This is a genomic window from Pseudomonas sp. NKUCC02_KPG, assembly GCF_019345465.1.
In the GTDB taxonomy this organism is placed as follows: domain Bacteria; phylum Pseudomonadota; class Gammaproteobacteria; order Pseudomonadales; family Pseudomonadaceae; genus Aquipseudomonas.
Genome location: NZ_JAHKRC010000013.1, coordinates 77,644 through 100,842 on the forward strand (window position 1 = coordinate 77,644; position 23,199 = coordinate 100,842).

Sequence of the window (23,199 nt, forward strand, 5' to 3'; positions counted from 1 at the left end):
TGCTCTCGAACAGATGACCCCACATCACCTGTCCCGTGAAAAACCATCCTTTGTCAGCCCTTCGAGCGGTGCCTTCTAATTGCTGGAAGCAAAGTGACTCCGATCACTTATTTCAACAATAAAAGCGCTTCCCGGAGATCTCCCATGCACAGCGGTCCCACTCTATTGCTGGTGTTGTTTTGCGCCATCGCCCTGATCGTTTTTCTCATCGTCAAAGTCCGCGTCCATGCTTTTCTAGCCCTGACCGCTGCGAGCTTTGTGGTGGGGATCGGTTCAGGCATGCCACTGGCAAAAATTGCTTCGTCGTATGAAGCGGGTGTTGGTGGAACCCTCGGGTTTCTGGCAACGATCATTGGCCTGGGCGGGATTCTGGGCAAGATGCTGGAGGAGTCCGGCGGCGCGGAGCGCATCGCACAGGCACTGTTGAGGGCCCTGGGTAAAGAGCGCGCCTCGTGGGCCATGATGCTGGTCGGATTCATAGCCGGCATCCCGGTGTTTTTCGAGGTGGGTTTCGTCCTGCTGATTCCGCTTATCTATGTGGTCGCCAAAGAAACCAGAATCAATCTTCTGTACCTGGGCGTACCGCTGGCCGTGTCGCTGATGGCCGTTCATTGCATGTTGCCGCCCCACCCCGCCGCAATGGCGATTACCGGGATGCTGGGCGCCGATGTGGGCAAAGTGATCATGTACGGTCTGATCGTCGCGCTGCCGACTGCGATCATTGCCGGGCCGCTGTGGGTCAAGCTGGTGTGCAAACCCGAAGCGCCAGCCACTCAAGAAGCCTTTTTGAACGAACATTGTGATGACAGCAAAACCCGTGACTTACCGGGCCTTGGCGTCACTCTGCTGACCATTGCCCTGCCGTTGCTGCTGATGGTCGGCAAAAGTTTCGCTGCCGGTCTGCTGCCACATGATTCCACGGCATTCAGCGTGATTTCGTTTCTGGGTACACCCCTGATCGCACTGTCCATTGCCGTGGTGTTTGCCTATTGGGCGCTGGGCCTGCGTCGAGGCTTGTCCATGTCCGACCTGCTCAACTACACGCAAAAAAGTTTTCCGCCGCTGGCCAGTATCCTGCTGATCATCGGCGCCGGAGGCGCATTCAATGGCATCCTGATCGACAGCGGCGTGGGTAACGCGTTGTCCGCCTCGTTGACCCAATTGAATATGAACCCCATTGTTCTGGCGTGGCTGGTGGCCGGCTTGATGCACTTCGCCGTCGGTTCGGCAACAGTGGCCATGATCAGTGCCGCAGGCATGGTGCTGCCCATGCTCGGCGCGCATCCGACCGTGAGCAAGGAGATTATTTGTATCGCCATCGGTGCCGGGGCAATGGGTTGGACCCATGTCACCGACTCGGCCTTCTGGGTGGTCAAGGAGTACCTGGGCGTCTCGCTGACCGACGCCCTGAAAACCTTCACCACCGCCACGGTACTGGCGTCGTCGGTCGCATTGGGCCTGACCCTGCTGCTGGCGCGCTTTGTTTGATTCAATCCGTATTTTCAGACTGATCGTTTAAAGGGACCCCGACATGATTTTGGGCAGAACACTTGAAAGCTGGTACGCCAGCTATCCGCTGATACGCGATCTGGTCGCGCTGCAAGAGACCACCTGGTTCAACCCCGGCGTGGCTCCTGTCGCCCAGGCCATTGCCGATCCAGGGCTGACCAGCGCCGATGTCGCCGATGCCAGCGCCCGGTTGTCGCGATTTGCTTCGTACCTGCGCCGCGCCTTCCCTGAAACCGAATGCAGCGCCGGCATTATCGAATCGGACATCGTGCCCCTGGCACAACTTCAGCCGTTGATCGCCCAGCGTTATGGGCACCCCCTGAACGGCGCGCTGTGGCTCAAGCGCGACAGCCATCTGCCGATTTCGGGCTCGATCAAGGCCCGTGGCGGGATCTATGAAGTGCTCAAGCATGCCGAAGACCTGGCCCTGGCCAGTGGGTTACTGACCCTCGACGACGACTACGCGCTGCTGCACAGCGACAAGGCACGGGCCTTTTTCGGCCAGTACAAAATCGCCGTGGGCAGCACCGGCAACCTCGGCATGTCGATCGGCATCATGGGCGCCGCACTGGGCTTCCAGGTGACCGTGCACATGTCGGCCGATGCCCGGCAATGGAAGAAAGACAAGCTGCGTTCACATGGCGTAACGGTGGTCGAGTACGAAAGCGATTACAGCGTGGCCGTGGCCCAGGGGCGCCAGCAAGCGGAGTCCGATCCTGCCTGCCATTTCGTCGACGATGAAAACTCGGTCAATCTGTTCCTCGGCTACGCGGTGGCCGGTGAGCGCTTGAAGCAGCAATTGGCGGCGGCGCACATCACCGTGGATGCGCAACATCCCCTGTTTGTGTACCTGCCCTGCGGCGTGGGTGGCGCGCCCGGCGGCGTGGCTTTCGGCCTGAAGCTGGCCTTCGGTGACGCCGTGCACTGCATCTTCGCCGAACCGACTCACTCACCCTGCATGCTGCTTGGCGTCCACACCGGGCTCCACGACGAAGTCAGCGTGCAGGATTTCGGCATAGATAACGTGACGGCCGCTGACGGCCTGGCAGTAGGCCGGGCCTCCGGTTTTGTGGGCAAGGCCATGCAGCGTTTGCTGGACGGTTTCTACACCGTCAGCGACGAAGAAATGTACAGCTTGCTGGCACTGATGGAACGCAGCGAAGGCCTGCGCCTTGAGCCTTCCGCGCTGGCGGGCGTACCCGGCATTGCCAGGGTCCAGGCCGACCAGCAAGGCTATCTGGCCCGCATCGGGCTGGACACGCAGGCCATGAGCAACGCCACCCATCTGGTCTGGGCAACGGGCGGCAATATGGTGCCTGCTGACGAAATGGAGGCGTATCTGGCCAAGGGTCGTGAGCTGCTGGGCTGATTCACACGCAAAGCGGATGTGGCAAGATGCACGTATTGCCACATCCCGTAAGAAGTCAGCCTTTGGCTTGAGGGAAACCCGCCGTGCTTAACCTGCCTCCCCGTATCAGCTCCAGGCTCAACAGCACCCAGTTCGCCAACCTCCACACCTTTCTGGTGGCTGCCCGTCATCTGAGTTTTGCCCGTGCGGCGCAGGAACTGTGTTTGACCGCGAGCGCCGTAAGCCACCGCATCAGTCGGCTGGAAACCGCGTTGAACATGAAGTTGTTCCAGCGCCTTACGCGTCAGGTCAGCCTGACTGACGAAGGCGAGCGAATTTTCGAAATTCTCCAAAGTGCGATGGGGGAATTGTCCGAGGCGCTTGAACAGTCATCACAGGCAGAAATTGCCGGTTCAATTGCGCTCTATGCCAGGCCTTCGGTCGCCCAGTGCTGGCTGGTGCCCAGACTGGCCGACTTTATTGAGCGCTACCCACTGGTCTCATTGGACCTGCGGGTAGGCAATGACAATGTCGACTTTCGCACGCGCAAGATTGACTTGGCCTTGTATTACGCCAACGGCGAATTTCCCGGTCTCACAAGCCAGCGATTGATGCGCGAACGCATGGCGCCTGTGTGCAGCCCTGAATATGCGCAACGCCATCGCCTGAATGAAAACCCGCACAATCTGAGCAACTGCACCACATTGCACGACTCCCTGGCCTGGGATCATGCGGCCTATGATGCCGAGTGGACGCTGTGGGCCGAACAACACAACCTGCTGTCGGAACTGCCAAAACGGACCCTGACCTTCGACCGTTCCGACCTGAGCGTGACAGCGGCCATGAGCCACGCAGGCATCGCCATCGGACGCCAGCAACTGGTGCAAAAACGGGTTGATCGTGGCGAGCTGGTCCTGCCCTTCGGCGGTTTCAGCCAGTGCGGCCACTATGACTATTACCTGGTTCACCCACCGCTCAGGACAGTGCCCAAACGATTGCAGGTGCTTATGAACTGGTTGCACGAGTGCGCTCAGGAATCGTCATCACCCTGACAATACGGTCTACCTGACAGACCGCGCCGCCTGCATCGCGAGCAAGCCCGCTCCCACAATGGTCCCTGCCAGGCTCGGATGAACTGGGCCCGTCGGTGGGAGGGCCTTCGCTGGCTCGGCAAAAAAAAGCCCCGAACCAGTCGGGGCTTTTTTTGTTCAGATGTCCGGCCTGCTTGACAGGCCGGTCCCATCAGAAAATGCTGATCGGGTAATCAACAAATACACGTACTTCGTTGCCGCCGACGTTGTAGTCGCTGGCGTTGCTCGACACGCGCAACCACGAGCCGCGCAGACGCACGCTCAGGTCCTTGACCGGGCCGCTTTGTACAACGTACTTGGCCTGGTTGAAGATTTCGCGCTCGGTACCACGGCCACGGTCGGAACCGTCGTCGATGTTGGTGCCGCGCACGTAGGCGATGTTGTAGGTCAGGCCCGGGATGCCAACGGCGCCGAAGTCGAAACCATAACCCAACTGCCACGAACGTTCGTCCTTGGCGTTGAAGTCGGACCAGTAGGAGTTGGCCAGCAGGATGGTGTTGCCGCCATCACCCACGCCGCCTGCGTTGCGGTAGCCGCCGTACGGGTAGCCGATTTCGCCGGTGCTGCTCTGGTAAGCCAGGGTCACGGTATGTGCGCCAAAGCCGTAGGTGGTCGCCAGGCTCCAGATCTTGTTGTCCTGGCCGTCAACTTTCAGCACGTCACGTGCGTAGTCATCGTTGACGTGAGTGCGGTAGCCGTTGAAGTCAAACGTCAGGGACTGTTTGTCTTGCAGCGGCAGCGCGTAGGTCACGCCCACGTATTGCTTGCGCAGCTCGTCTTCCATCTCGGAGCCGTACAGGGACGCCGACAGGTTGTCGGTGAACTTGTAGCTACCGCCAAACACGTTGATGCTTTTCAGGTCGCCGCTGTCACGCGCTTCAGCACTCTTGCGCGACTCTGCGGTGAAACGACCGACGTTCAGTTCCAGGCCGTTGATCTCCTTGGAGGTCAACAGGGTACCGGTGAAGCTTTCTGGCATCAGACGGGAGTTGTCGTACATCAGCACCGGCAGCGCAGGCATTTGGTCGCCGTACTTGAGCACCGTGTTGGACACACGCACTTTCACTGCAGCGCCAGCCTTGGCGATGTCGTCAGCTGCTTTGCCGCTGGCGCCTTGCTTGAAGAAGTCGATACCGCCCGCGCCGCTTTTGCCACGGCCGCCGTCCAGACGCAGTGCGTAGATGCCGAAAGCATCCACACCCACGCCTACGGTGCCTTGGGTGAAGCCCGAGCTGAAGGTGCCGAGGAAGCCTTGGCCCCACTCAGCTTTATCTTGTTTGCCATTCTTGTAGTCACGGCTGATGTAGGCGTTGCGCGCCAATACATTGAGGTGACTGTCTTCTACAAAACCTTTTGCATCAGCTTGATCGTTAGCCATGGCCTGGGTAGCACTGAGTACGCCCAAAGCGAGCAGACCTATCCGTTTGTTCAACATATTATTTTCCTTATTCCTGAATAGAGGCGCGCTGTGGATATCAAGCTGAAACATTGAGTGGTGGTTGCTTCACATAACAAAAAAGACCTGCATGACAACTCAATACAGGCCTTTCACAAAGTTGGTGTATGGCTTATCGCCACAGGCGTTGGCGAGAATCCTAGCCGTCGTGAAGGCAAGGTGTCAATTTCGTGAAAAATTTGTTAATTGCCTTCACATCCAGAAGTTTTGATCGAAGTGTCAAAAATTGTTACTGACAACCATCCACGCCACAGGCTGGCGCTAGACCGTTTGGGTGTTCAACGCTCACGCCATCATGCTGAAGCAGCCAGGCAACAAAGGCTTCTGGCTTGCCCAGATACGGCCCCAGGTCGATCACCTGGTATTGACCGGACTTTTCCAGAACCACGGTCGGAAAGCCTTGGCCACCAACACGGGACAACAACCCGCGACTGGCCTTGAAATGCGCTTGGGTCAATTCGCCACTCGCCGCGTCATAAGCTGCGCGAAACCCCTCGACCTCCAGGCCCATTTCGGCAGCCACCGCCATGAGCACGTCTTGATCGGCAATCCGCCGCCCATCTGCGTAATGCGCCGTTTGCAAGCGTCCCAACATCTCAAGACCGCGACCGGCCAACTGCTCAGCGGCCAGCACGGCCGTGGTTGGCGGCGCCGAATCGAACACGGCAGTGGTGTCACGCAACAACCCTTCAAAGTAGGCCTCGCCAAACGGTTGCCCGGTGTACTGCGCAATACGCAAATCGTGGGGCATCACGTAATCGCGCAATTGCGCGGACACCGGCTGGCGCTGGGCACCGGTCATCATCCCGCCGCCATGGGCAACGACTGGCAAAATGCCTCGTGCTGCGTCAATCAGCGGCTTGGCGCCATAGCACCAACCGCACAAGGGGTCGTAGATGTAATGCAGCACGGATGTAGCAGTCATGGTTCGCTCCGAAAAATCAATCACTCAGTGCACCAGCCTAGCCTTGCGGGGCGAGAGGAAAAACGCCGGTATGGCTTTTAGTGTGTTTCGCGAACCGGGCAAATCAGGTGCGGAGCGGGTCACAGGCGCAAGAAACAAACAGATACATATTTACAGGCGGCGTAATTGCTAATTCTTAACATCAAGTAACAAGAACCATTACCATTCGCACCCTAAAAATATAACTCTCCTCTCAACCGCCCGGACACTCCTCAACCATGCTCTCCCCCCGCCGTTTAACGCCCTTGAATCTGGGGCTGTGCGCTTTGCTGTACGCCGGATTTGGCAACGCTGCCACCGTACTTCCCGAACTGTCGATCAGCGCAACCGAAGTGCAAGACGATGACCCACGGGTCAAGAACGTCACCACTGCCACCCGAACATCGACTCCGGCGCGCTATGTCCCGCAAGCCATTGATTCAGTCAAAACCAGCAACGTCCTCGATTACGGAATCAATAGCCTGGGCGAAGCACTGAGCGGGATTCCCAACGTCAGCAGCACGGCCGATACCCGTTTCGACAGCCTTCGCATCCGTGGTTTTGACGCCAGCAACGACTTTTATCTGGACGGTATTCGCGACGACAGCCAATACGTGCGCGACCTGCACAACATCGAGCGCATTGAAGTGCTTAAAGGCCCGGCGGCCGTGCTGTATGGCCGTGGCAGCCAGGGCGGGATCATCAACCGCGTCAGCAAGATGCCGCAGTTCGGCCGCCAGTCGAGCATCCAGGCCCAAGGCGGCAGCGAGGATTTGCGCAGCCTGTACGCCGACCTCAGCACCGACCCGAGCGACACCATCAGCCTGCGCCTGAACATGGGCAATGAAGACAAAAACAGCTTTCGCGATAACGTCAGCGGCAATCGTCAGCTGTTCGCACCTTCGATGAGCTGGCAAATCACCCCGGATCTGAACTGGCTGGTGCAGTACGAATACAGCCGCTACAACCGCACTCCGGATCGCGGTATCCCGAGCATCAACGGGCGCCCTGCCGACGTCAGCCGCGACACGTCGTACGGCGGGAAAAACGATTACATCGATGACAAAACCCAGAACCTGCGCTCACGCCTGAGTTATGAGTTGAGCGAAAACTGGCAACTGCGTCATACCCTTGGCGTGTTCAAACTCGACAGTGAGTTCGAAAACACCTACCTGACCGGCTACAACCCAATCACCAACAGGGTCGATCGTCAGAGCTGGCAGCAGGACATGAGCACTCGAAACATATTCAACAACATCGAGATCGAAGGCGGCTTTGACACCTTTGGTCTTGAGCACCGCCTGCTGACCGGTCTGGAAATCGGCAGTCAGCGTCGCGACCCGAAGCTCTACAAAGCCCTGAGTGCACCCTCGGTTGATCTGTACAACCCGGACCGCAACCTGCGCACGACTGGAGCGATGCCCACATTCAGCGACAGCCATACCGAAGTCGAAAGCCAGGGCCTGTATGTTCAGGATCAGATTCGCTTCAACGATCAATGGCAGGTACTGGCTGGATTGCGCTATGACCGCTTTGATATCGAGTCCACCAACTACCTGAAAAAAACCGACCGTACTGAAGACCGCCAAAGCCACAGCACCAGCCCGCGCCTGGGCGTGGTCTGGACCCCGCTGGAGAACCACTCGTTTTACGCGTCCTGGACCAAAACGTTCTCGCCGGTGGGCGGCGGCCTGATCGGCATCACCCCGGGGGCGGCCGGCAACACCAATGACCTGAGCCCGGAGCTGACCAAGCAGAAAGAAATCGGCGTGAAAAGCGACTGGATGGGGGATCGCCTGAGTACGACGCTGGCGGTGTACGAGCTTGAGCTCTATAACCGTCGCACCAGGGACCCGTTAGATCCGACCATTACCCTGCTTTCCGGCCTGCAACGTTCACGGGGCATTGAGCTGACGGCCAGCGGCAAACTCGGCGGCAACTGGTACATGCGCGGCGGCATTGGCCTGCAGGACGCAACAGTGGTCAAGGACAATAACGGTTTCGAGGGCAAGCGCATCAACGGCGTGGCCAAGCGCAATGGCAGCCTGTTCATTACCTGGAAACCGGAAATGGGCTGGTATGCCGAAACGGGCCTGACCCTGGTAGGCCAGCGTTATGCAGACAACATGAACACCACGGTATTGCCGGGTTACGGGCGCTGGGATGCGTTGGCGGGCTATCGCGAAAAAGACTGGGATGTGAGCGGTGCGCTGACCAACCTGACTGACCGTTATTACTATGAGTCAGCCACCAGCGCAGCGCAGATCATGCCGGGCGAACCACGCAGCCTGGTGATGACGGGGACGTACAAGTTTTAAAATGTACCTCTGTAGCCGCTGACGAGGAACGAAGGCTGCGTCCGGTCGCGAAGCGATCGTGAAAATGCATCTCACCTGCCCAGACGCATGATTTCACGACTGCTTCGCAGCCTCGCTACGCTCCTCAGCGGCTACAGGGGCCGCGCCGTTTATGCTTTGGACGGCGAGGGCTGTTGCTGGGTCAGGCAGTGAATATTGCCGCCGCCCAGCAGCAATTCACGGCCAGGTACCATCACCACTTCGTGCTGCGGGAAGATGTTTTGCAGGATCGCTTTGGCCTGCGCATCCATCGGGTCGTCAAAGCTCGGCGCAATGATGCCGCCGTTGACGATCAGGAAGTTCACGTAAGAACCGGCCAGACGCTCCGACGGGTTGCGCTCCTGGCTACCCGCCACCTTGTCCACGCCATCACACTCTTGCTGGGTGGCATACATCGGTCCCGGAATCGGCATTTTGTGCACCACGAACGGACGCCCCTTGGCGTCGGTGCTGGCTGCCAATACGTCCATCGCCGCGTGGCAACGCACGTAGTTAGGGTCGCGCTCGTCGTCGGTCCAGGCCAGCAGCACTTCACCCGGTGCGACGTAGCAGCAGAAGTTATCCACATGACCGTCGGTTTCATCGTTGAACAGACCGTCCGCCAGCCAGATGATCTTGTCCACAGCCAGATGCGCACGCAGTACGTCTTCGATCTCTTCGCGCGACAGATGGGGGTTGCGGTTGCGGTTCATCAGGCACTCGGCCGTGGTGATCAGCGTGCCTTCGCCGTCGACGTGAATCGAGCCGCCTTCAAGCACAAAACCTTCGGTGTAGTAACGCGGGCAACGTTCAATTTCCAGCACCTTGCTGGCCACTTGCTGATCGCGGTTCCACGGGAAGTACAAGCCGCCGTCGAACCCGCCCCAGGCGTTGAAGTCCCAGTTCACGCCGCGCACTTCACCGCGATCGTTGATGACAAAAGTCGGGCCGCTGTCACGCACCCAGGCATCGTCGCTGGACATCTCGACCACGCGAATATTCGGCACATCGAGTTGCGCACGGGCATTTTCATACTGGGCAGCCGATACACCGACGGTCACCGGCTCAAAGCGCGCAATGGCCTTGGCCACCGCAGCGTGCGCAGCCTGCGCGGGTTTGCCGCCCAGGCGCCAGTTATCCGGACGCTCAGGCCAGATCATCCAGGTTTGGGTCTGCGGAGCCCATTCGGCTGGCATGTAAAAGCCGTCAGCGCGTGGCGAACTGTGCAAAGTGGTCATCTGGACTCCTGGAAAGCGTCGGGGTTTTGATTGCGTCATGTATGAAGACAATGGATGCAGGTCTGCATCGCGTCAACGATAAGCGCCTTTATAGCCGATAAATATCTGCAATTATATTAATTTTTATCAAATCATATCGCATACATGCCTTAAATACGGATATTAATCCGGATATATGCCTGTGTATTGATATTCCTGATCACGCCCACTTGCACCACCCGGCTCATCCCCACAAGCTATACGCCATACGTTTAAAGGTCTTCAGGGAATAGGGAACAACTCCATGCGCATTTTAGTCACCGGCGGCGCCGGTTTTATTGGTTCAGCGCTGATCCGTCACCTGATCAAAAACACCGGTCACGAAGTCCTCAATCTCGACAAGTTGACCTACGCCGGTAATCTTGAATCGCTGCAAAGCATTGCCACCGATACCCGCTACGAGTTCGTACAGGCCGATATCGTCGACCAGGCCGCTGTCAGTGCAATCATTGCGCGCTTCGAGCCACAGGCGATCATGCACCTGGCGGCCGAGTCCCACGTTGACCGCTCCATCGACGGCCCGTCCGACTTTATCCAGACCAATATCGTCGGCACCTACAGCCTGCTCGAAGCCGCCCGTGCTTACTGGCTGACCCTGCCTGAACCGGAAAAAAGCGCGTTTCGCTTCCACCATATTTCGACCGACGAAGTGTATGGCGACCTGCATGGCGTCGATGACCTGTTCACCGAGACCACGCCTTACGCGCCAAGCTCGCCGTACTCGGCCAGTAAAGCGGCATCCGACCACCTGGTCCGCGCCTGGAACCGCACTTACGGCTTGCCGGTGTTGTTGACCAACTGCTCGAACAACTACGGCCCGTTCCATTTCCCGGAAAAGCTGATCCCGCTGGTGATCCTCAACGCCCTGGCCGGTAAGCCGCTGCCGGTGTACGGCAATGGCCTGCAAGTACGTGACTGGCTGTTCGTGGAAGACCACGCCCGTGCCTTGTTGAAGGTCGTGACCGAAGGCGTGGTTGGCGAGACTTACAACATCGGCGGGCACAACGAGCAAACCAATATCGACGTGGTACGCAGCATCTGTGCCTTGCTCGAAGAACTGGCGCCAGTGCACCCGGCGGGTGTTGCACAATTTGCCGACCTGATCACCTTCGTCAAGGATCGTCCGGGCCACGACCAGCGCTACGCGATCGATGCCAGCAAAATCGAACGCGAGCTGGGCTGGGTACCCGAAGAAACCTTCGAAACCGGCCTGCGCAAAACCGTGCAGTGGTATCTGGATAACCTGGACTGGTGTCGCCGGGTTCAAGACGGCAGCTATCAAGGCGAGCGCCTGGGCTGCACTGATCCCAAGGACTTGATCGCATAACGGATGGAGCAGCTTCTTTGAAAATCCTGATCAGTGGCAAAACCGGTCAAGTGGCGGTTGAGTTGCAAAAGCACCTTGCCGGTCTGGGCGAGCTGGTTGTGCTGGGACGCGATGTGCTTGATCTGGCCGTACCCGGGCAAATCCGCAGCCAGGTACGGGCCCACAGGCCTGACTTGATCATCAATGCCGCCGCACACACTGCCGTGGACCAGGCCGAAAGCGAGCCTGAGCTGGCGTTCGCCATCAATGGCATTGCCCCCGGTGTGTTTGCTGAAGAAGCGGCAGCCCTGGGCATCCCGCTGATCCACTATTCCACCGATTACGTGTTCGATGGCCGCAAGCCTGCGCCTTACACCGAAGACGATGCCACCAACCCCTTGGGCGTCTACGGCAAAAGCAAGCTGGCGGGTGAACTGGCCATCGCTGCGAGCGGAGCTCAGCATGTGATCCTGCGCACCAGCTGGGTGTACTCGACCCACGGCAAGAATTTCCTGCTGACCATGCAGCGCCTGTTGCAAGAGCGTCCGGAACTGCGCGTGGTGGCTGACCAGATCGGCGCGCCGACCTGGGCTGGCACCATTGCCCAGAGCACGCGGGCATTGATAGAACGCTGGCAAACCGGCGAGGCCGGGGCCTGGGGCACGTACCACCTGACGGCCCAGGGCGAAACATCATGGTTTGGCTTCACCCAGGCCATTGCCGAACACCTGAGCGCCCTAGGCAAGTCGTGCGCGAGCCTGGAACCCATCCCTGCCAGCGCCTACCCGACGCCTGCCGCACGGCCACAAAACTCGCGGCTGGATTGCAGTCGCCTGGCCCGCGAGTGGAACATCACCCAGCCCGACTGGCAGAGCGCATTGCGCGAGTGTCTGGCCGGGCAGCCACACTAACGCCAACCCCCCTTGTGGGAGCGGGCTTGCTCGCGAGGGCATCACCGCGGCCTGCTTCAAAGACCGCGGCGTTTGCATCGCGAGCAAGCCCGCTCCCACGGGGTTCGTTGGGTATACTGCGTCGTACTCTTGCGGCGCGGCCTCCCGATGATCACCACCTCCTCAGTTCCTCGCAGACCCCGCTGGCGCAGCCTGGCCTTATTGGCGTTGTGCCTCGCACCGCTGTTGTGGCCGCTGCAGCACCTGGCCGAACGCTATTACCGCAGCGAACTGGCCGGACAAAATCGCCAGACCCTCGACCTGTACGTCGCCAACCTGCTGGGCACGCTGCATCGCTATGAGGTACTGCCACAGATTCTCGGCGAACTGCCAGACCTTCGCGCCGTACTGGCCAACCCTGAAGATGTGGAGGCTCAGGCCAAGGCCAACCACTTGCTGGATGACATCAGTAACCAGACCGGTGCCGTGGTCATGTACTTGCTGGACACCCACGGCGATACCCTGGCCACCTCTAACTGGGATCAGGCCGACAGTTTTATCGGGCGCAATTTCGCGTTCCGCCCGTATTTCAGCGAGGCGATGGAAGGCAAGCTGGGGCGCTTTTTCGGGCTGGGCACCACCTCCGGCAAACGGGGTTACTACTTTGCGGCCCCCATACGCGATGGCGATAAAAAACTCGGCGTACTGGTGGTCAAAGTCGACCTGGACCACACCGAACAGCTGTGGGGCAGTACACCCGAGCAACTGCTGGCAACCGACAGTAACGGCGTGGTCATCCTCACCTCACGCCCGGAATGGCGCTTCAGGGCCACCCGCGATTTGTCGCCAGAAGAGCGCCAGGCCATTTTTGCCATCCTGCCCTACCCGACCAGCGACCCTAAACCGCTGAACCTGGACCTCAACGCCTGGCTGGTGCAAACCCAAAAAATCGACGAGACAGGCTGGAGTGTCAATATCCTTGCCCCGCGCACGCTGATCGACCGCTCGGTGCGCACAGTCCTGGCCATCGGTGGCGCCACCTTGCTGGTGGTCATGCTGCTGATTGGCTTGATGATGCAGCGGCGGCGCCATTACCTGGACCGCATTGCGTTTGAAGCCAAGGCCCGTCGTGAACTTGAAATGCGTGTGGCAGAGCGTACCAGCGACCTTGAGGGGCTCAACCGCCTACTGCGTGAAGAAGTGCTGGAGCGCGAGCATGCGCAACAGGAACTGGTGCGCGCCCAGGACGATCTGGTGCAAGCCGGCAAGCTGTCTGCGCTGGGCACCATGTCGGCCAGCATCAGCCACGAACTCAACCAGCCGTTGGCGGCCATCCGCAGCTATGCCGAGAACGCGGAAGTGCTGCTCGACCACCAGCGCATCGAGGACGCGCGGGGCAACCTGAAACTGATCAATGAGCTGACCGGGCGCATGTCTTCGATCATTGCCCACCTGCGGGCCTTCGCCCGGCGTGATCGCCATGCGCCTGAAAGCGTCGCCCTGCAACCGGCTCTGGACGATGCACTGGCCTTGCTGGCCAAACGGCGGCGCGCAATGGAAGTCGAACTGATCCGCGATTTGCCCGCCGCCACGCTGTGGGTCGAAGCCGGTGAAACCCGCCTGCGCCAGGTGCTGGGCAACCTGCTGGCCAACGCCCTCGATGCCCTGACCGAAAAAGGCCCGCCCAGACGCTTGTGGCTAAGTGCCCAATCGACGCCGGAAGGCGTCACTGTGTACATTCGCGACAACGGCCCGGGCTTTTGCCTGGAGGCGTTGGGCCGCGCCGGCGAGCCCTTCTACACCACCAAGACCCGCACTCAGGGTCTGGGCCTGGGGCTGGCCATTTGTGACACGCTGATCCGGGCGTTTGGCGGCGAATTGTTGTTTGCCAACCACAAGGAAGGCGGTGCCTTAATTACCTTACGACTGCGCGCAGGGGCGCCGGGCGTGAGTTTGCAAGCCTCGGAGGACTCCAGGTCATGAGCCAGCCCATCGATCCACGCGTTCAGGTCATCCTGATCGATGATGACCCGCACCTGCGTCAGGCCTTGTTTCAAACCCTGGACCTGGCGGGTCTCAATGTAGTGCCGCTGGCCGAAGCAAACGGCCTTGCCGAACGCATAGGCCGCGACTGGCCGGGGGTCGTGGTCAGTGATATCCGCATGCCGGGCATGGACGGCCTTGAGTTGCTCACTCAACTGCATGGCCAGGACCCGGAACTGCCCGTGTTGCTGATCACTGGCCACGGCGATGTACCGCTGGCGGTTCAGGCCATGCGTGCGGGGGCTTATGACTTTCTCGAAAAACCCTTCGCCAGCGACGCCTTGCTCGACAGCGTGCGCCGTGCCCTGGCCTTGCGGGCCCTGGTCCTGGATAACCGCAGCCTGCGCCTGGCCCTGAGTGATCGCCAGCTACTGAGCACGCGACTGGTAGGTGTGTCGCCCGCCATGCTGCGTTTGCGCGAGCAAATCGGGGCACTGGCGGCGACCAAGGCCGATGTGTTGATTCTGGGCGAGACCGGCTCGGGCAAAGAAGTGGTCGCACGGGCGCTGCATGACTTGTCGAGCAGGCGCAACGGCCCGTTTGTGGCAATCAACGCCGGGGCCCTGGCCGAATCAGTGGTTGAAAGCGAGCTGTTCGGCCACGAGCCGGGTGCCTTTACCGGTGCGCAAAAGCGCCGCATCGGCAAGTTTGAGTTTGCCAATGGCGGCACGCTGTTCCTCGATGAAATCGAAAGCATGAGCCTGGATGTGCAGGTCAAATTACTGCGCATGCTGCAAGAACGGGTGGTCGAGCGTCTGGGCGGCAATCAACTGATCCCGCTGGATATCAGGGTAATCGCCGCCACCAAGGAAGACCTGCGCCAGTCCGCGGATCAGGGTCGTTTTCGCGCCGACTTGTATTACCGACTGAACGTTGCGCCCCTGCGTATTGCGCCGTTGCGTGAGCGGGGTGAAGACGTCCTGATGCTCTTTGATTACTTTGCCGGCGAGGCCAGCGTGCGCCACGACCTGACGCCCAACGTCCTGCAGCCGGCGCAACGGGCGTTGTTACTGCGACATAACTGGCCGGGCAACGTGCGAGAACTGCAAAACGTCGCCGAGCGCTTCGCCCTTGGTCTTGAGCTGGCGCTGGACGACTCGGCTGAAGGCAAAGAGTCAACCGGTCATGAGGTTTCGGGGGGGCTGAGCGAGCAAGTCGAACACTTTGAAAAAAGCCTGATTGCCGCCGAACTGGAGCGCTCCCACAGCTCCATGCGCAGCCTGGCCGAAGCCCTGGGTGTGCCCCGTAAAACCTTGCACGACAAACTGCGCAAGCACGGGCTCAACTTCGACAGCGCCAGTCATCCGCACACTGATGAACTTGATTAAAGAGGCCACTGCATGAACCGCGACAGTCGTTATCTGGAATCAGTTCTCCATCACGACATTCCGCTCACCCGTGAAATGGGCCTTAAAGTGCTGGGCTGGCAAGGCAGGCAACTGCGCCTGCAATTGCCGCTCGAGGCCAATATCAACCACAAGAGCACCATGTTTGGCGGCAGCCTGTACTGCGCCGCAGTGCTGGCGGGCTGGGGCTGGCTGCACTTGAGCCTGCGCGAAGCGGGGATTGAGGACGGGCATATCGTGATTCAGGAAGGTCATATCAGCTACCCGCTGCCCGTAACCGAGGACGCCATCGCGCTGTGTGATGCGCCGGGTGAAGCAGCCTGGACCAAATTCCTGGCCATGTACAAACGCCACGGCCGCGCACGGTTGACCCTCGACACGCGGGTGATCAATGCACAGGGCGGGGAAGATGCGGTGAGGTTTAGCGGGCAGTACGTGTTGCATCGCTGATTCAATTCATGTGGGAGCGGGCTTGCTCGCGATGCAGACGCTGCGGTCTTTCAGTTGAACCGCGTCGATGCCATCGCGAGCAAGCCCGCTCCCACAGATGAAGCTCAGCCTTGTGCCAGATCCAGCAGTTTTTCACGCCACGGTGCCTTGGCAGGCAATGCCAGAAACGAGTCATTGAGCAATGACTCACGGGGCGGGTAGCTGAACGGCTCGCCATCCAGTTGCAACACCACACCACCGGACCCTTCCAGCACGCCTTGAGCCGCCGCCGTATCCCATTGCGAAGTCGGCGCCAGGCGCGGATAGCAATCGGCAGCGCCTTCTGCCAGCAAACAGAATTTCAACGAACTGCCCACACTGGTCAGCTGCAACTCGCCCAGATGCTCACTCAGCCCGGCCAGTAAACGTTCCTGCTCAGGGCTGGAATGCCGGCGGCTGGCAACCACGGTCAACGCCTCGCCCTCAGGCGGCGTGTTGCGCACGCTGATGGGCACACTCACATCGCCATCCGCCCGCCATGCGCCCAAGCCCGCGCCACCGTAGTAGCAACGACCGCTGGTGGGCATGGATACCACGCCAAACACCACTCTGCCCTCTTCGATCAGCGCAACATTGACCGTGAATTCTTCAGTGCCAGAAATAAATTCCTTGGTGCCATCCAGCGGATCAACCAACCACCAGCGCGTCCACCCGGCACGTATGCTCCGGGGAATATTGGCGTCTTCTTCCGACAGCACAGGAATGCTCGGATCAAGAGCTGTCAGGCCATCGAGCAGCACATGGTGTGCTGCCAGATCGGCGGCGGTTACCGGGGAGTCATCGGCCTTGGCGGTGACTTCAACACCGGCCCGCCAGAACGGCAAGATCGCGTCGCCAGCGGCATGGGCCAGGGTGATGACGCCCTCAAGCAACGGATGGGGCAAACCACTCACGGCTGGAACACTCCGCGCTGGGTCAGAAGATCACGCGCCAGATACAGCGCAGCCAGGGCACGACCCTCACTGAATTGCGGGTTGAGCACCAGGCTCGACAGCTCCCGCAGATTGACCCGATCAACACGCATCGGCTCGGGCTCGTCGCCTTCCAGATGCGCTTCATAAAGGTCAGTCGCCAGCACCACCTGGATTTTTTGGCTCATGTAGCCAGGGGACAGTGACAGCTCGGTCAAATGCTCAAGCTGGCGAGCACCGAAACCGGCCTCCTCCTTCAACTCTCGCTCAGCCGCCGCCAGCACGTCTTCACCCGGCTCGATCAGGCCCTTGGGCAGCGAAATTTCGTACTCATCAGTGCCGCCGCAATATTCTTCGACCAGAATTGCGTGTTCAGCGTCGATCATGGCCACAATCATCACTGCGCCATAACCGTTGCCGCGCCCCACCAACCGTTCGTAAGTGCGTTCAACGCCATTGGAGAAGCGCAACTGCACCTCTTCGACCCGAAATAATCGGCTACTGGCAACAATTTCACGGGCAAGTACGGTGGGTTTTTGGCGCATAGCGGCTCCTCAATATGAACGGGGTACTATACCCCGGCTTTTCCGATTGTCTGTGTCGGAAATTTTTACCAGTGGGAGAAGTTTTGCATGACCGTTTTACCTTGGCGCGACATCGATACCGTGCTGCTCGACATGGACGGCACGCTGCTCGACCTGCACTACGACAATCATTTCTGGCTCGAACACCTGCCTCAGCGCTACGCCGAGCTGCATGGCATCAGCCGGGCAATGGCGGATCTTGAGCTGACGCCGCTGTTTGAAGGCAATGCTGGCCAGTTGAAATGGTATTGCCTGGACTTCTGGAGCCGCGAGCTGAAGATCCCGGTACGCGAGCTCAAGCTTGAAACCGCTCATCTGATTGCCTTGCGACCCGACGCCGATACTTTTCTGGCGGCCATCAAAAAAGCGGGCAAACGGGTGATCATGATCACCAACGCGCACCGAGATTCGTTGTCATTGAAATTGGAGCGCATTGAACTGGCGCCTTATTTCGAGCGCCTGATCAGCTCCCACGATTACGGTTTTCCAAAGGAAAGCCCGGCGTTCTGGGATGCACTGCACGCCGATATCGACTTTGACCCGGGCCGTAGCCTGTTTATCGATGACACCTTGCCGATTCTGCGCAGTGCCCGTGATTTTGGCGTGGCCCACTTGCTGGCAGTCAAACAGCCCGACAGCAAAAAAGGCCCGAAGGACACACAAGAATTTGCCGCGCTGGGCGACTATCGCGAACTGCTGGAAGGGCTGTAACGAATCAACCCTGTGGGAGCGGGCTTGCTCGCGATGCAAACAACTCGGTGGATCTGAATCATCGAGGTGATGCAATCACGAGCAAGCCCGCTCCCACAAGATGTAACGGGCTTACTCGGGAATACGCAGCGTCTGACCCGGGTAGATCTTGTTCGGGTCCTTGAGCAGCGGTTTGTTGGCTTCGAAGATTTTGTTGTACTGGTTGGCGTTGCCGTACACCTGCAATGAAATCGCGCTCAGGGTGTCGCCCTTTTTCACCACCACAAAACGCGAAGCGACAACAGTCGGGCCAGTGACCGTAATTTGATCCTCAACGCTGGCCACGCCCGCGATGTTCCCGGCAGCCAGAATGATTTTTTCTTTCTCTTCCTGCGTGGCCACTTCGCCACTGACCGTCACTTTGTCACCGTCAACGGTGGCGGTGATATTTGGATTGCCCAGGCCCACTTCCTCTACGTGTTTCTTCAGCTCCTCACCGGCATTGGCATTACCGGGGGTCAGCAGATTGATCAGTTTTTCACCGGCTTCTTTCACAAAGCTGAAAATGCTCATAAATCACGCTCCTAGGGTTGGAAGATTCAGACCCATGAGCGTAGACCATCATTGACGGCAGCAAGCGCGCTAGAATCGCCCACTCAATTGCGCCGGGAGTGACGATGGACATCAAACAGCTGAAATTCCTCATTGCCCTCGATGAAACCCGGCATTTCGGCCAGGCGGCTGCCCGCTGCCATATCACACAGCCCACCTTGTCCATGCGCTTGCGCAGCCTTGAACAGGAGCTCGACCTGCAACTGGTCAATCGCGGTCAGCGTTTCGAAAGTTTTACCGCCCCCGGTGAGCGTGTCCTGGCCTGGGCCCGGACCGTGCTGGCGGCCTACGACGGTTTGCAGGCAGAAGCAGCCGCCTGTCGCGGCAACCTGATCGGCACCTTGCGCCTGGGGGTTGTTCCGCTCTCGAGTTTTGATCCACTGCCTTTATTGCAGCGCCTGCACCAGGAGCATCCCGAGTTGCGATTCGAGTTGTCGGCGTTGAGCTCTGAGCAAATCCTCGAACAACTGGCCAGTAATCGGCTGGACGTAGGCGTGTCGTACCTCGAGCGCCTTGATCAGGAGCGCTTTGATTCCCTTGCCCTGGACGAGACCCGTATGGGCCTGCTGTACGACCAGCGGTATTTCAACTTTGGCGATCAGCCCCTGAGCTGGGAGGCGCTCATTGAATTGCCGCTGGGCCTGCTCAGTAGCGGCATGCACTTTCGCCAGTCCATCGACTACAACTTCCACAGCCGTGGCCTCACGCCACACCCCCTGCTGCAAACCGATGCCGTTCATCAACTGCTACAAGCCGTCCACGGCGGCCTGTGCTGCGCCGTCATGCCCCTAGATGGCGGGCTGCAAGCATTGACCGATGATTTGCGCCTGCATCCCATTGCAGACGCTCGCACACTGGCCCGACTGGGCTTGATCATGCGTCGTGCTGCCCCGCGCTCAGCCCTGGCTGAAGCCTGTTTTGCGCTTTATCAGAAATCACAAAACCCTTCTTGATCGACGCCATCTATCAATAGATCAGCACTAGCGATTAGACGCGACACTGTGTCACGCCTAGGCTAAGAGCTGAATTGAACGTTGGTACAGCCTTATGAACGCCAAGCGCCCCCTGTGCGCGGCGCCCGCTTCTGTTACGCCCGCGCCTGCTGCCAGCCAGAACTATGACTACGTCACCCTGGATCACAGCAGCGGTGAGCAAACGGCCCTGGCCGAAGAAGTCGCCCTGGCGATTGCCTACAACGGCATCAGCCAGGCCGTAATGCTGGTCACGCCCACCGATCTCGAAGACTTCATCGTCGGCTTCAGCCTGGGCAGCGGCATCATTCACGACGCCAGCGAAATCTATGACCTCAAGCTTACGGGTGCCGGTTCAGCCCACTACGCACAGGTCGAGATCGCCAGCCGCGCGTTCTGGAACCTCAAACAGCAACGCCGACAACTGGCCGGTACCAGCGGCTGCGGCTTGTGCGGTGTAGAAGCGGTCGAACAGGCCCTGCCTGACCTCAAGGTACTGCCCGGCGCACCGTTGCCACCGGCACAGTGGCTAGAAGGCTTGCGCCAGCGCATCAGTGATTTTCAGCCGCTGGGCCAGCACTGCGGCGCCGTACATGCTGCCGTCTATATGGACGGCCAGGGCCAGTTGCTGATGGGCCGTGAAGACATTGGCCGCCACAACGCTCTGGATAAATTGATCGGTGCGCTGGTGCGCCAGCACATCGACCTGACGGGCGGCGCAGCGATCGTCACCAGCCGTTGCAGCCTTGAGCTGATTCAAAAAGTGTTGCGCGCCGGTATCCAGACCCTGATCAGCCTGTCCTCGCCCACGGGCCTGGCGCTGCAATGGGCACGACGCCACAACCTCAACCTTATTCATCTGCCACAAAAAAGCGCACCACGGGTGTACAGCCCGGCGCAGGAGAATCAACCGTGAGCACACACCATCAAGCCGACAAAACCCCGACTCCCCGCTACAAGCCCTACAAAGGCCCGGCCGGTGGCTGGGGCGCGCTGATCAGTGTGGCGCAAGCCTGGTTGACCAGCGACAACGCGCTGAAAAACCTGCGCATGATGCTCAAGACCAACCAGAACGGCGGCTTCGACTGCCCGGGCTGCGCCTGGGGTGACTCGCCGGAGAGTGGTCTGGTCAAGTTCTGCGAAAACGGCGCCAAGGCGGTGAACTGGGAAGCGACCAAACGTCGTGTCGATGCTGCTTTTTTTGCCAGGCACAGCGTCAGCGCACTGCTGGAGCAAAGCGATTACTGGCTGGAATATCAGGGCCGCCTGACCGAGCCCATGAGCTACAACCCTGAAACCGACCGCTACACCCCCATCAGCTGGGACGCCGCGTTCGCCTTGATCGCCCGGCACCTGCTCAACCTGGCCAGCCCCAATGAGGCGGAGTTCTACACCTCGGGCCGGGCCAGTAATGAAGCCGCGTATTTGTACCAACTGTTTGTGCGCTCGTTTGGCACCAACAACTTCCCGGATTGCTCAAACATGTGCCACGAGGCCAGCGGCGTGGCGTTGGCGCAAAGCATCGGGGTGGGCAAAGGCACCGTGACGTTCGACGATTTCGAACACGCTGATGCGATTTTCGTGCTGGGGCAAAACCCCGGCACCAATCACCCGCGCATGCTTGAACCGTTGCGTGAAGCGGTTAAACGCGGTGCCCAGGTGGTGTGCGTCAACCCGCTCAAAGAGCGTGGACTGGAACGCTTCCAGCACCCGCAACACCCGCTGGAAATGCTCACTAACGGCGACCGCCCGACCAACACGGCCTATTTGCGTCCGGCGTTAGGCGGCGACATGGCACTGTTGCGCGGCATGGCCAAGTTTCTGTTGCAGTGGGAGCGCGATGCTCAGGCCGCAGGCGAGCCGGCCGTCTTCGATCACGCTTTTTTGAATGAACACACCGCAGGCATCCTCGACTACATCTCCAGCCTCGATGACACCTCGTGGGATCACCTCGTGGAACAATCGGGCCTGCCCCTGGTGGATATCGAGCGCGCTGCTCGCATGTACCTCAAGGGCAAAAACGTGATCATGTGCTGGGCGATGGGCATCACCCAGCATCGGCACTCGGTGCAGACCATTCAGGAAATCGCCAACCTGATGCTGCTGCGCGGCAACATTGGCCGCCCTGGCGCAGGGCTGTGCCCGGTGCGTGGCCACAGTAACGTGCAGGGTGATCGCACGATGGGCATCAACGAACGCCCGCCGGTGGCTTTCCTGGACGCCCTGGAGCGTCGCTTCCAGTTCAAGGTGCCCCGTGAAAACGGCCACAACGTGGTTGAAGCTATCCACGCCATGCTTGAAGGACGTGCCAAGGTGTTTATCGGCCTGGGCGGCAACTTCGCCCAAGCCACCCCGGACAGCCCGCGCACTGCCCAGGCGCTGCGCAATTGCGACCTGACCGTACAGATCAGCACCAAGCTCAACCGCAGCCATCTGATGCACGGTAAAGAAGCGCTGATCTTGCCGTGCCTGGGCCGCACCGATATCGACATCCAGGCTCAAGGCCCGCAAGCCGTCACGGTGGAAGACTCCTTCAGCATGGTTCACGACTCCAACGGCCAGTTGCAGCCACTGTCCAACCAGATGCGTTCGGAGCCCGCGATCATCGCCGGTATCGCCGCCGCCACCCTGGGCACTCATCCGATTGACTGGAGCTGGGTGGTGGGCGACTACCGGCGTATCCGCGAGCTGATCGCCGACACCATCCCGGGCTTCAAGGACTTCAACACACGAATTCAGCACCCTGGCGGTTTTTACCTGGGCAACTCGGCCGGTGCGCGGCAGTGGAACACGCCGTCGCAGCGCGCCAACTTCCGGCCCAACGTGCTGCCACAAGACCTGGTGGATGCACGCACCCGCGCTACCGGCCAGTTGCCCGACCTGATTTTGCAGTCGATGCGTTCCCACGATCAGTACAACACCACCATTTATGGCCTCGATGACCGCTATCGTGGGGTCAAGGGCCAGCGTGACGTGTTGTTCGTCAACGAAGCCGACATCATCCGCCTGGGCTTCAAGCCGGGGCAAAAGGTCGACATCGTTTCGATCTGGAATGACCAGCACGAGCGCAGGGTCAAAAACTTCACCCTGTTGGCATTTGATATTCCTGCCGGGCAAGCCGCTGCGTATTACCCGGAGGTCAATCCGTTGGTGCCGCTGGAAAGCACAGGCGATGGCAGCCACACGCCTACGTCCAAATTCGTGGCCATTTGCCTGGAAGCCGCCAGCCCGTCGAAACTGATCATGGCCAAGGCCAGCTGACGCAGCCCGCTCCCACATTTAAACCCCATCACATCCAAATTTCAGGCACAAAAAAGGCCGATTTCCTACGAAATCGGCCTCTCCGAACTAGTAAACAGACCACCAAAAATTCATTAAGTTCCCTAGAAAAAACAAC

At 59.5% G+C, this 23,199-nt stretch carries 19 protein-coding genes; 13 read left to right on the forward strand and 6 right to left on the reverse strand.

Annotated elements, in window-relative coordinates:
- The first annotated feature begins 144 nt into the window (after window positions 1–144).
- The 3 genes from KO536_RS17750 to dsdC all read left to right on the forward strand — a co-directional run bounded on the left by KO536_RS17750 (window position 145) and on the right by dsdC (window position 3,909).
- Entirely contained in the window at window positions 145–1,488 is a 1,344-nt protein-coding gene (locus KO536_RS17750) for a gluconate:H+ symporter (RefSeq protein ID WP_219262567.1), read from the forward strand.
- Window positions 1,489–1,531: 43 nt separating this feature from the next.
- A complete protein-coding gene (gene dsdA / locus KO536_RS17755; protein WP_219262568.1) occupies window positions 1,532–2,878 on the forward strand; it encodes a D-serine ammonia-lyase in 1,347 nt (448 codons plus the stop codon).
- Between the two features lie 83 nt (window positions 2,879–2,961).
- Window positions 2,962–3,909, forward strand: coding sequence for a DNA-binding transcriptional regulator DsdC (dsdC, locus tag KO536_RS17760; RefSeq protein ID WP_133079043.1), 948 nt, complete (start codon window positions 2,962–2,964; stop codon window positions 3,907–3,909).
- Between the two features lie 190 nt (window positions 3,910–4,099).
- Here dsdC and KO536_RS17765 read toward each other — a convergent pair whose 3' ends face one another.
- The gene (locus KO536_RS17765) at window positions 4,100–5,383 is read right to left on the reverse strand and encodes an OprD family porin (RefSeq protein WP_133079044.1); all 1,284 of its coding nucleotides are present in this window, start codon (window positions 5,381–5,383) and stop codon (window positions 4,100–4,102) included.
- A gap of 250 nt (window positions 5,384–5,633) precedes the next feature.
- Window positions 5,634–6,329, reverse strand: coding sequence for a DsbA family protein (locus tag KO536_RS17770; protein WP_219262569.1), 696 nt, complete (start codon window positions 6,327–6,329; stop codon window positions 5,634–5,636).
- Window positions 6,330–6,586: 257 nt separating this feature from the next.
- Here KO536_RS17770 and KO536_RS17775 point away from each other — a divergent pair, with 257 nt between their 5' ends.
- Window positions 6,587–8,665, forward strand: a complete 2,079-nt coding sequence (locus KO536_RS17775; RefSeq protein ID WP_219262570.1) for a TonB-dependent siderophore receptor — start codon at window positions 6,587–6,589, stop codon at window positions 8,663–8,665.
- Between the two features lie 149 nt (window positions 8,666–8,814).
- On the opposite strand, the gene aguA is transcribed toward KO536_RS17775, so the two are convergent.
- Window positions 8,815–9,921, reverse strand: coding sequence for an agmatine deiminase (aguA, locus tag KO536_RS17780; RefSeq protein WP_219262571.1), 1,107 nt, complete (start codon window positions 9,919–9,921; stop codon window positions 8,815–8,817).
- Window positions 9,922–10,204: 283 nt separating this feature from the next.
- On the opposite strand from aguA, the gene rfbB reads away from it, so the two are divergent.
- The 5 genes from rfbB (at window position 10,205) to KO536_RS17805 (ending at window position 15,995) form a co-directional block, all read left to right on the forward strand.
- Entirely contained in the window at window positions 10,205–11,287 is a 1,083-nt protein-coding gene (gene rfbB / locus KO536_RS17785) for a dTDP-glucose 4,6-dehydratase (protein WP_133079048.1), read from the forward strand.
- Window positions 11,288–11,304: 17 nt separating this feature from the next.
- Window positions 11,305–12,177, forward strand: coding sequence for a dTDP-4-dehydrorhamnose reductase (gene rfbD / locus KO536_RS17790; RefSeq protein WP_219262572.1), 873 nt, complete (start codon window positions 11,305–11,307; stop codon window positions 12,175–12,177).
- Between the two features lie 147 nt (window positions 12,178–12,324).
- Window positions 12,325–14,139, forward strand: a complete 1,815-nt coding sequence (locus KO536_RS17795) for a cache domain-containing protein (protein WP_133079050.1) — start codon at window positions 12,325–12,327, stop codon at window positions 14,137–14,139.
- Window positions 14,136–15,527 carry a sigma-54 dependent transcriptional regulator gene (locus KO536_RS17800; protein ID WP_133079051.1) on the forward strand — a complete coding sequence of 464 codons (1,392 nt, stop codon included), beginning with the start codon at window positions 14,136–14,138 and terminating at the stop codon, window positions 15,525–15,527. Before KO536_RS17795 ends, KO536_RS17800 begins: the two co-directional genes overlap by 4 nt.
- A gap of 12 nt (window positions 15,528–15,539) precedes the next feature.
- Window positions 15,540–15,995: a thioesterase domain-containing protein gene (locus KO536_RS17805; RefSeq protein ID WP_133079052.1), complete on the forward strand. Its 456-nt coding sequence runs from the start codon at window positions 15,540–15,542 to the stop codon at window positions 15,993–15,995.
- 104 nt (window positions 15,996–16,099) lie between these two features.
- On the opposite strand, the gene cysQ is transcribed toward KO536_RS17805, so the two are convergent.
- Both cysQ and nudE read right to left on the reverse strand, forming a co-directional pair.
- Window positions 16,100–16,927, reverse strand: coding sequence for a 3'(2'),5'-bisphosphate nucleotidase CysQ (cysQ, locus tag KO536_RS17810; RefSeq protein ID WP_219262573.1), 828 nt, complete (start codon window positions 16,925–16,927; stop codon window positions 16,100–16,102).
- Window positions 16,924–17,490: an ADP compounds hydrolase NudE gene (gene nudE / locus KO536_RS17815; RefSeq protein WP_133079054.1), complete on the reverse strand. Its 567-nt coding sequence runs from the start codon at window positions 17,488–17,490 to the stop codon at window positions 16,924–16,926. The genes cysQ and nudE overlap by 4 nt, the downstream gene beginning before the upstream one ends.
- 87 nt (window positions 17,491–17,577) lie before the next feature.
- Here nudE and yrfG point away from each other — a divergent pair, with 87 nt between their 5' ends.
- Window positions 17,578–18,240: a GMP/IMP nucleotidase gene (yrfG, locus tag KO536_RS17820; RefSeq protein WP_219262574.1), complete on the forward strand. Its 663-nt coding sequence runs from the start codon at window positions 17,578–17,580 to the stop codon at window positions 18,238–18,240.
- 111 nt (window positions 18,241–18,351) lie between these two features.
- Here yrfG and lysM read toward each other — a convergent pair whose 3' ends face one another.
- Window positions 18,352–18,792, reverse strand: a complete 441-nt coding sequence (lysM, locus tag KO536_RS17825) for a peptidoglycan-binding protein LysM (protein WP_133079056.1) — start codon at window positions 18,790–18,792, stop codon at window positions 18,352–18,354.
- Window positions 18,793–18,896: 104 nt separating this feature from the next.
- Between lysM and KO536_RS17830 the strand changes: the two genes are divergently transcribed.
- The 3 genes from KO536_RS17830 to KO536_RS17840 all read left to right on the forward strand — a co-directional run bounded on the left by KO536_RS17830 (window position 18,897) and on the right by KO536_RS17840 (window position 23,063).
- Window positions 18,897–19,784: a LysR family transcriptional regulator gene (locus tag KO536_RS17830; protein ID WP_133079057.1), complete on the forward strand. Its 888-nt coding sequence runs from the start codon at window positions 18,897–18,899 to the stop codon at window positions 19,782–19,784.
- 94 nt (window positions 19,785–19,878) lie between these two features.
- On the forward strand, window positions 19,879–20,718 hold the full coding sequence (gene fdhD, locus KO536_RS17835) for a formate dehydrogenase accessory sulfurtransferase FdhD (RefSeq protein WP_133079058.1): 840 nt from the start codon (window positions 19,879–19,881) through the stop codon (window positions 20,716–20,718).
- Window positions 20,715–23,063: an FdhF/YdeP family oxidoreductase gene (locus KO536_RS17840; protein WP_219262575.1), complete on the forward strand. Its 2,349-nt coding sequence runs from the start codon at window positions 20,715–20,717 to the stop codon at window positions 23,061–23,063. Before fdhD ends, KO536_RS17840 begins: the two co-directional genes overlap by 4 nt.
- Window positions 23,064–23,199: the final 136 nt, after the last annotated feature.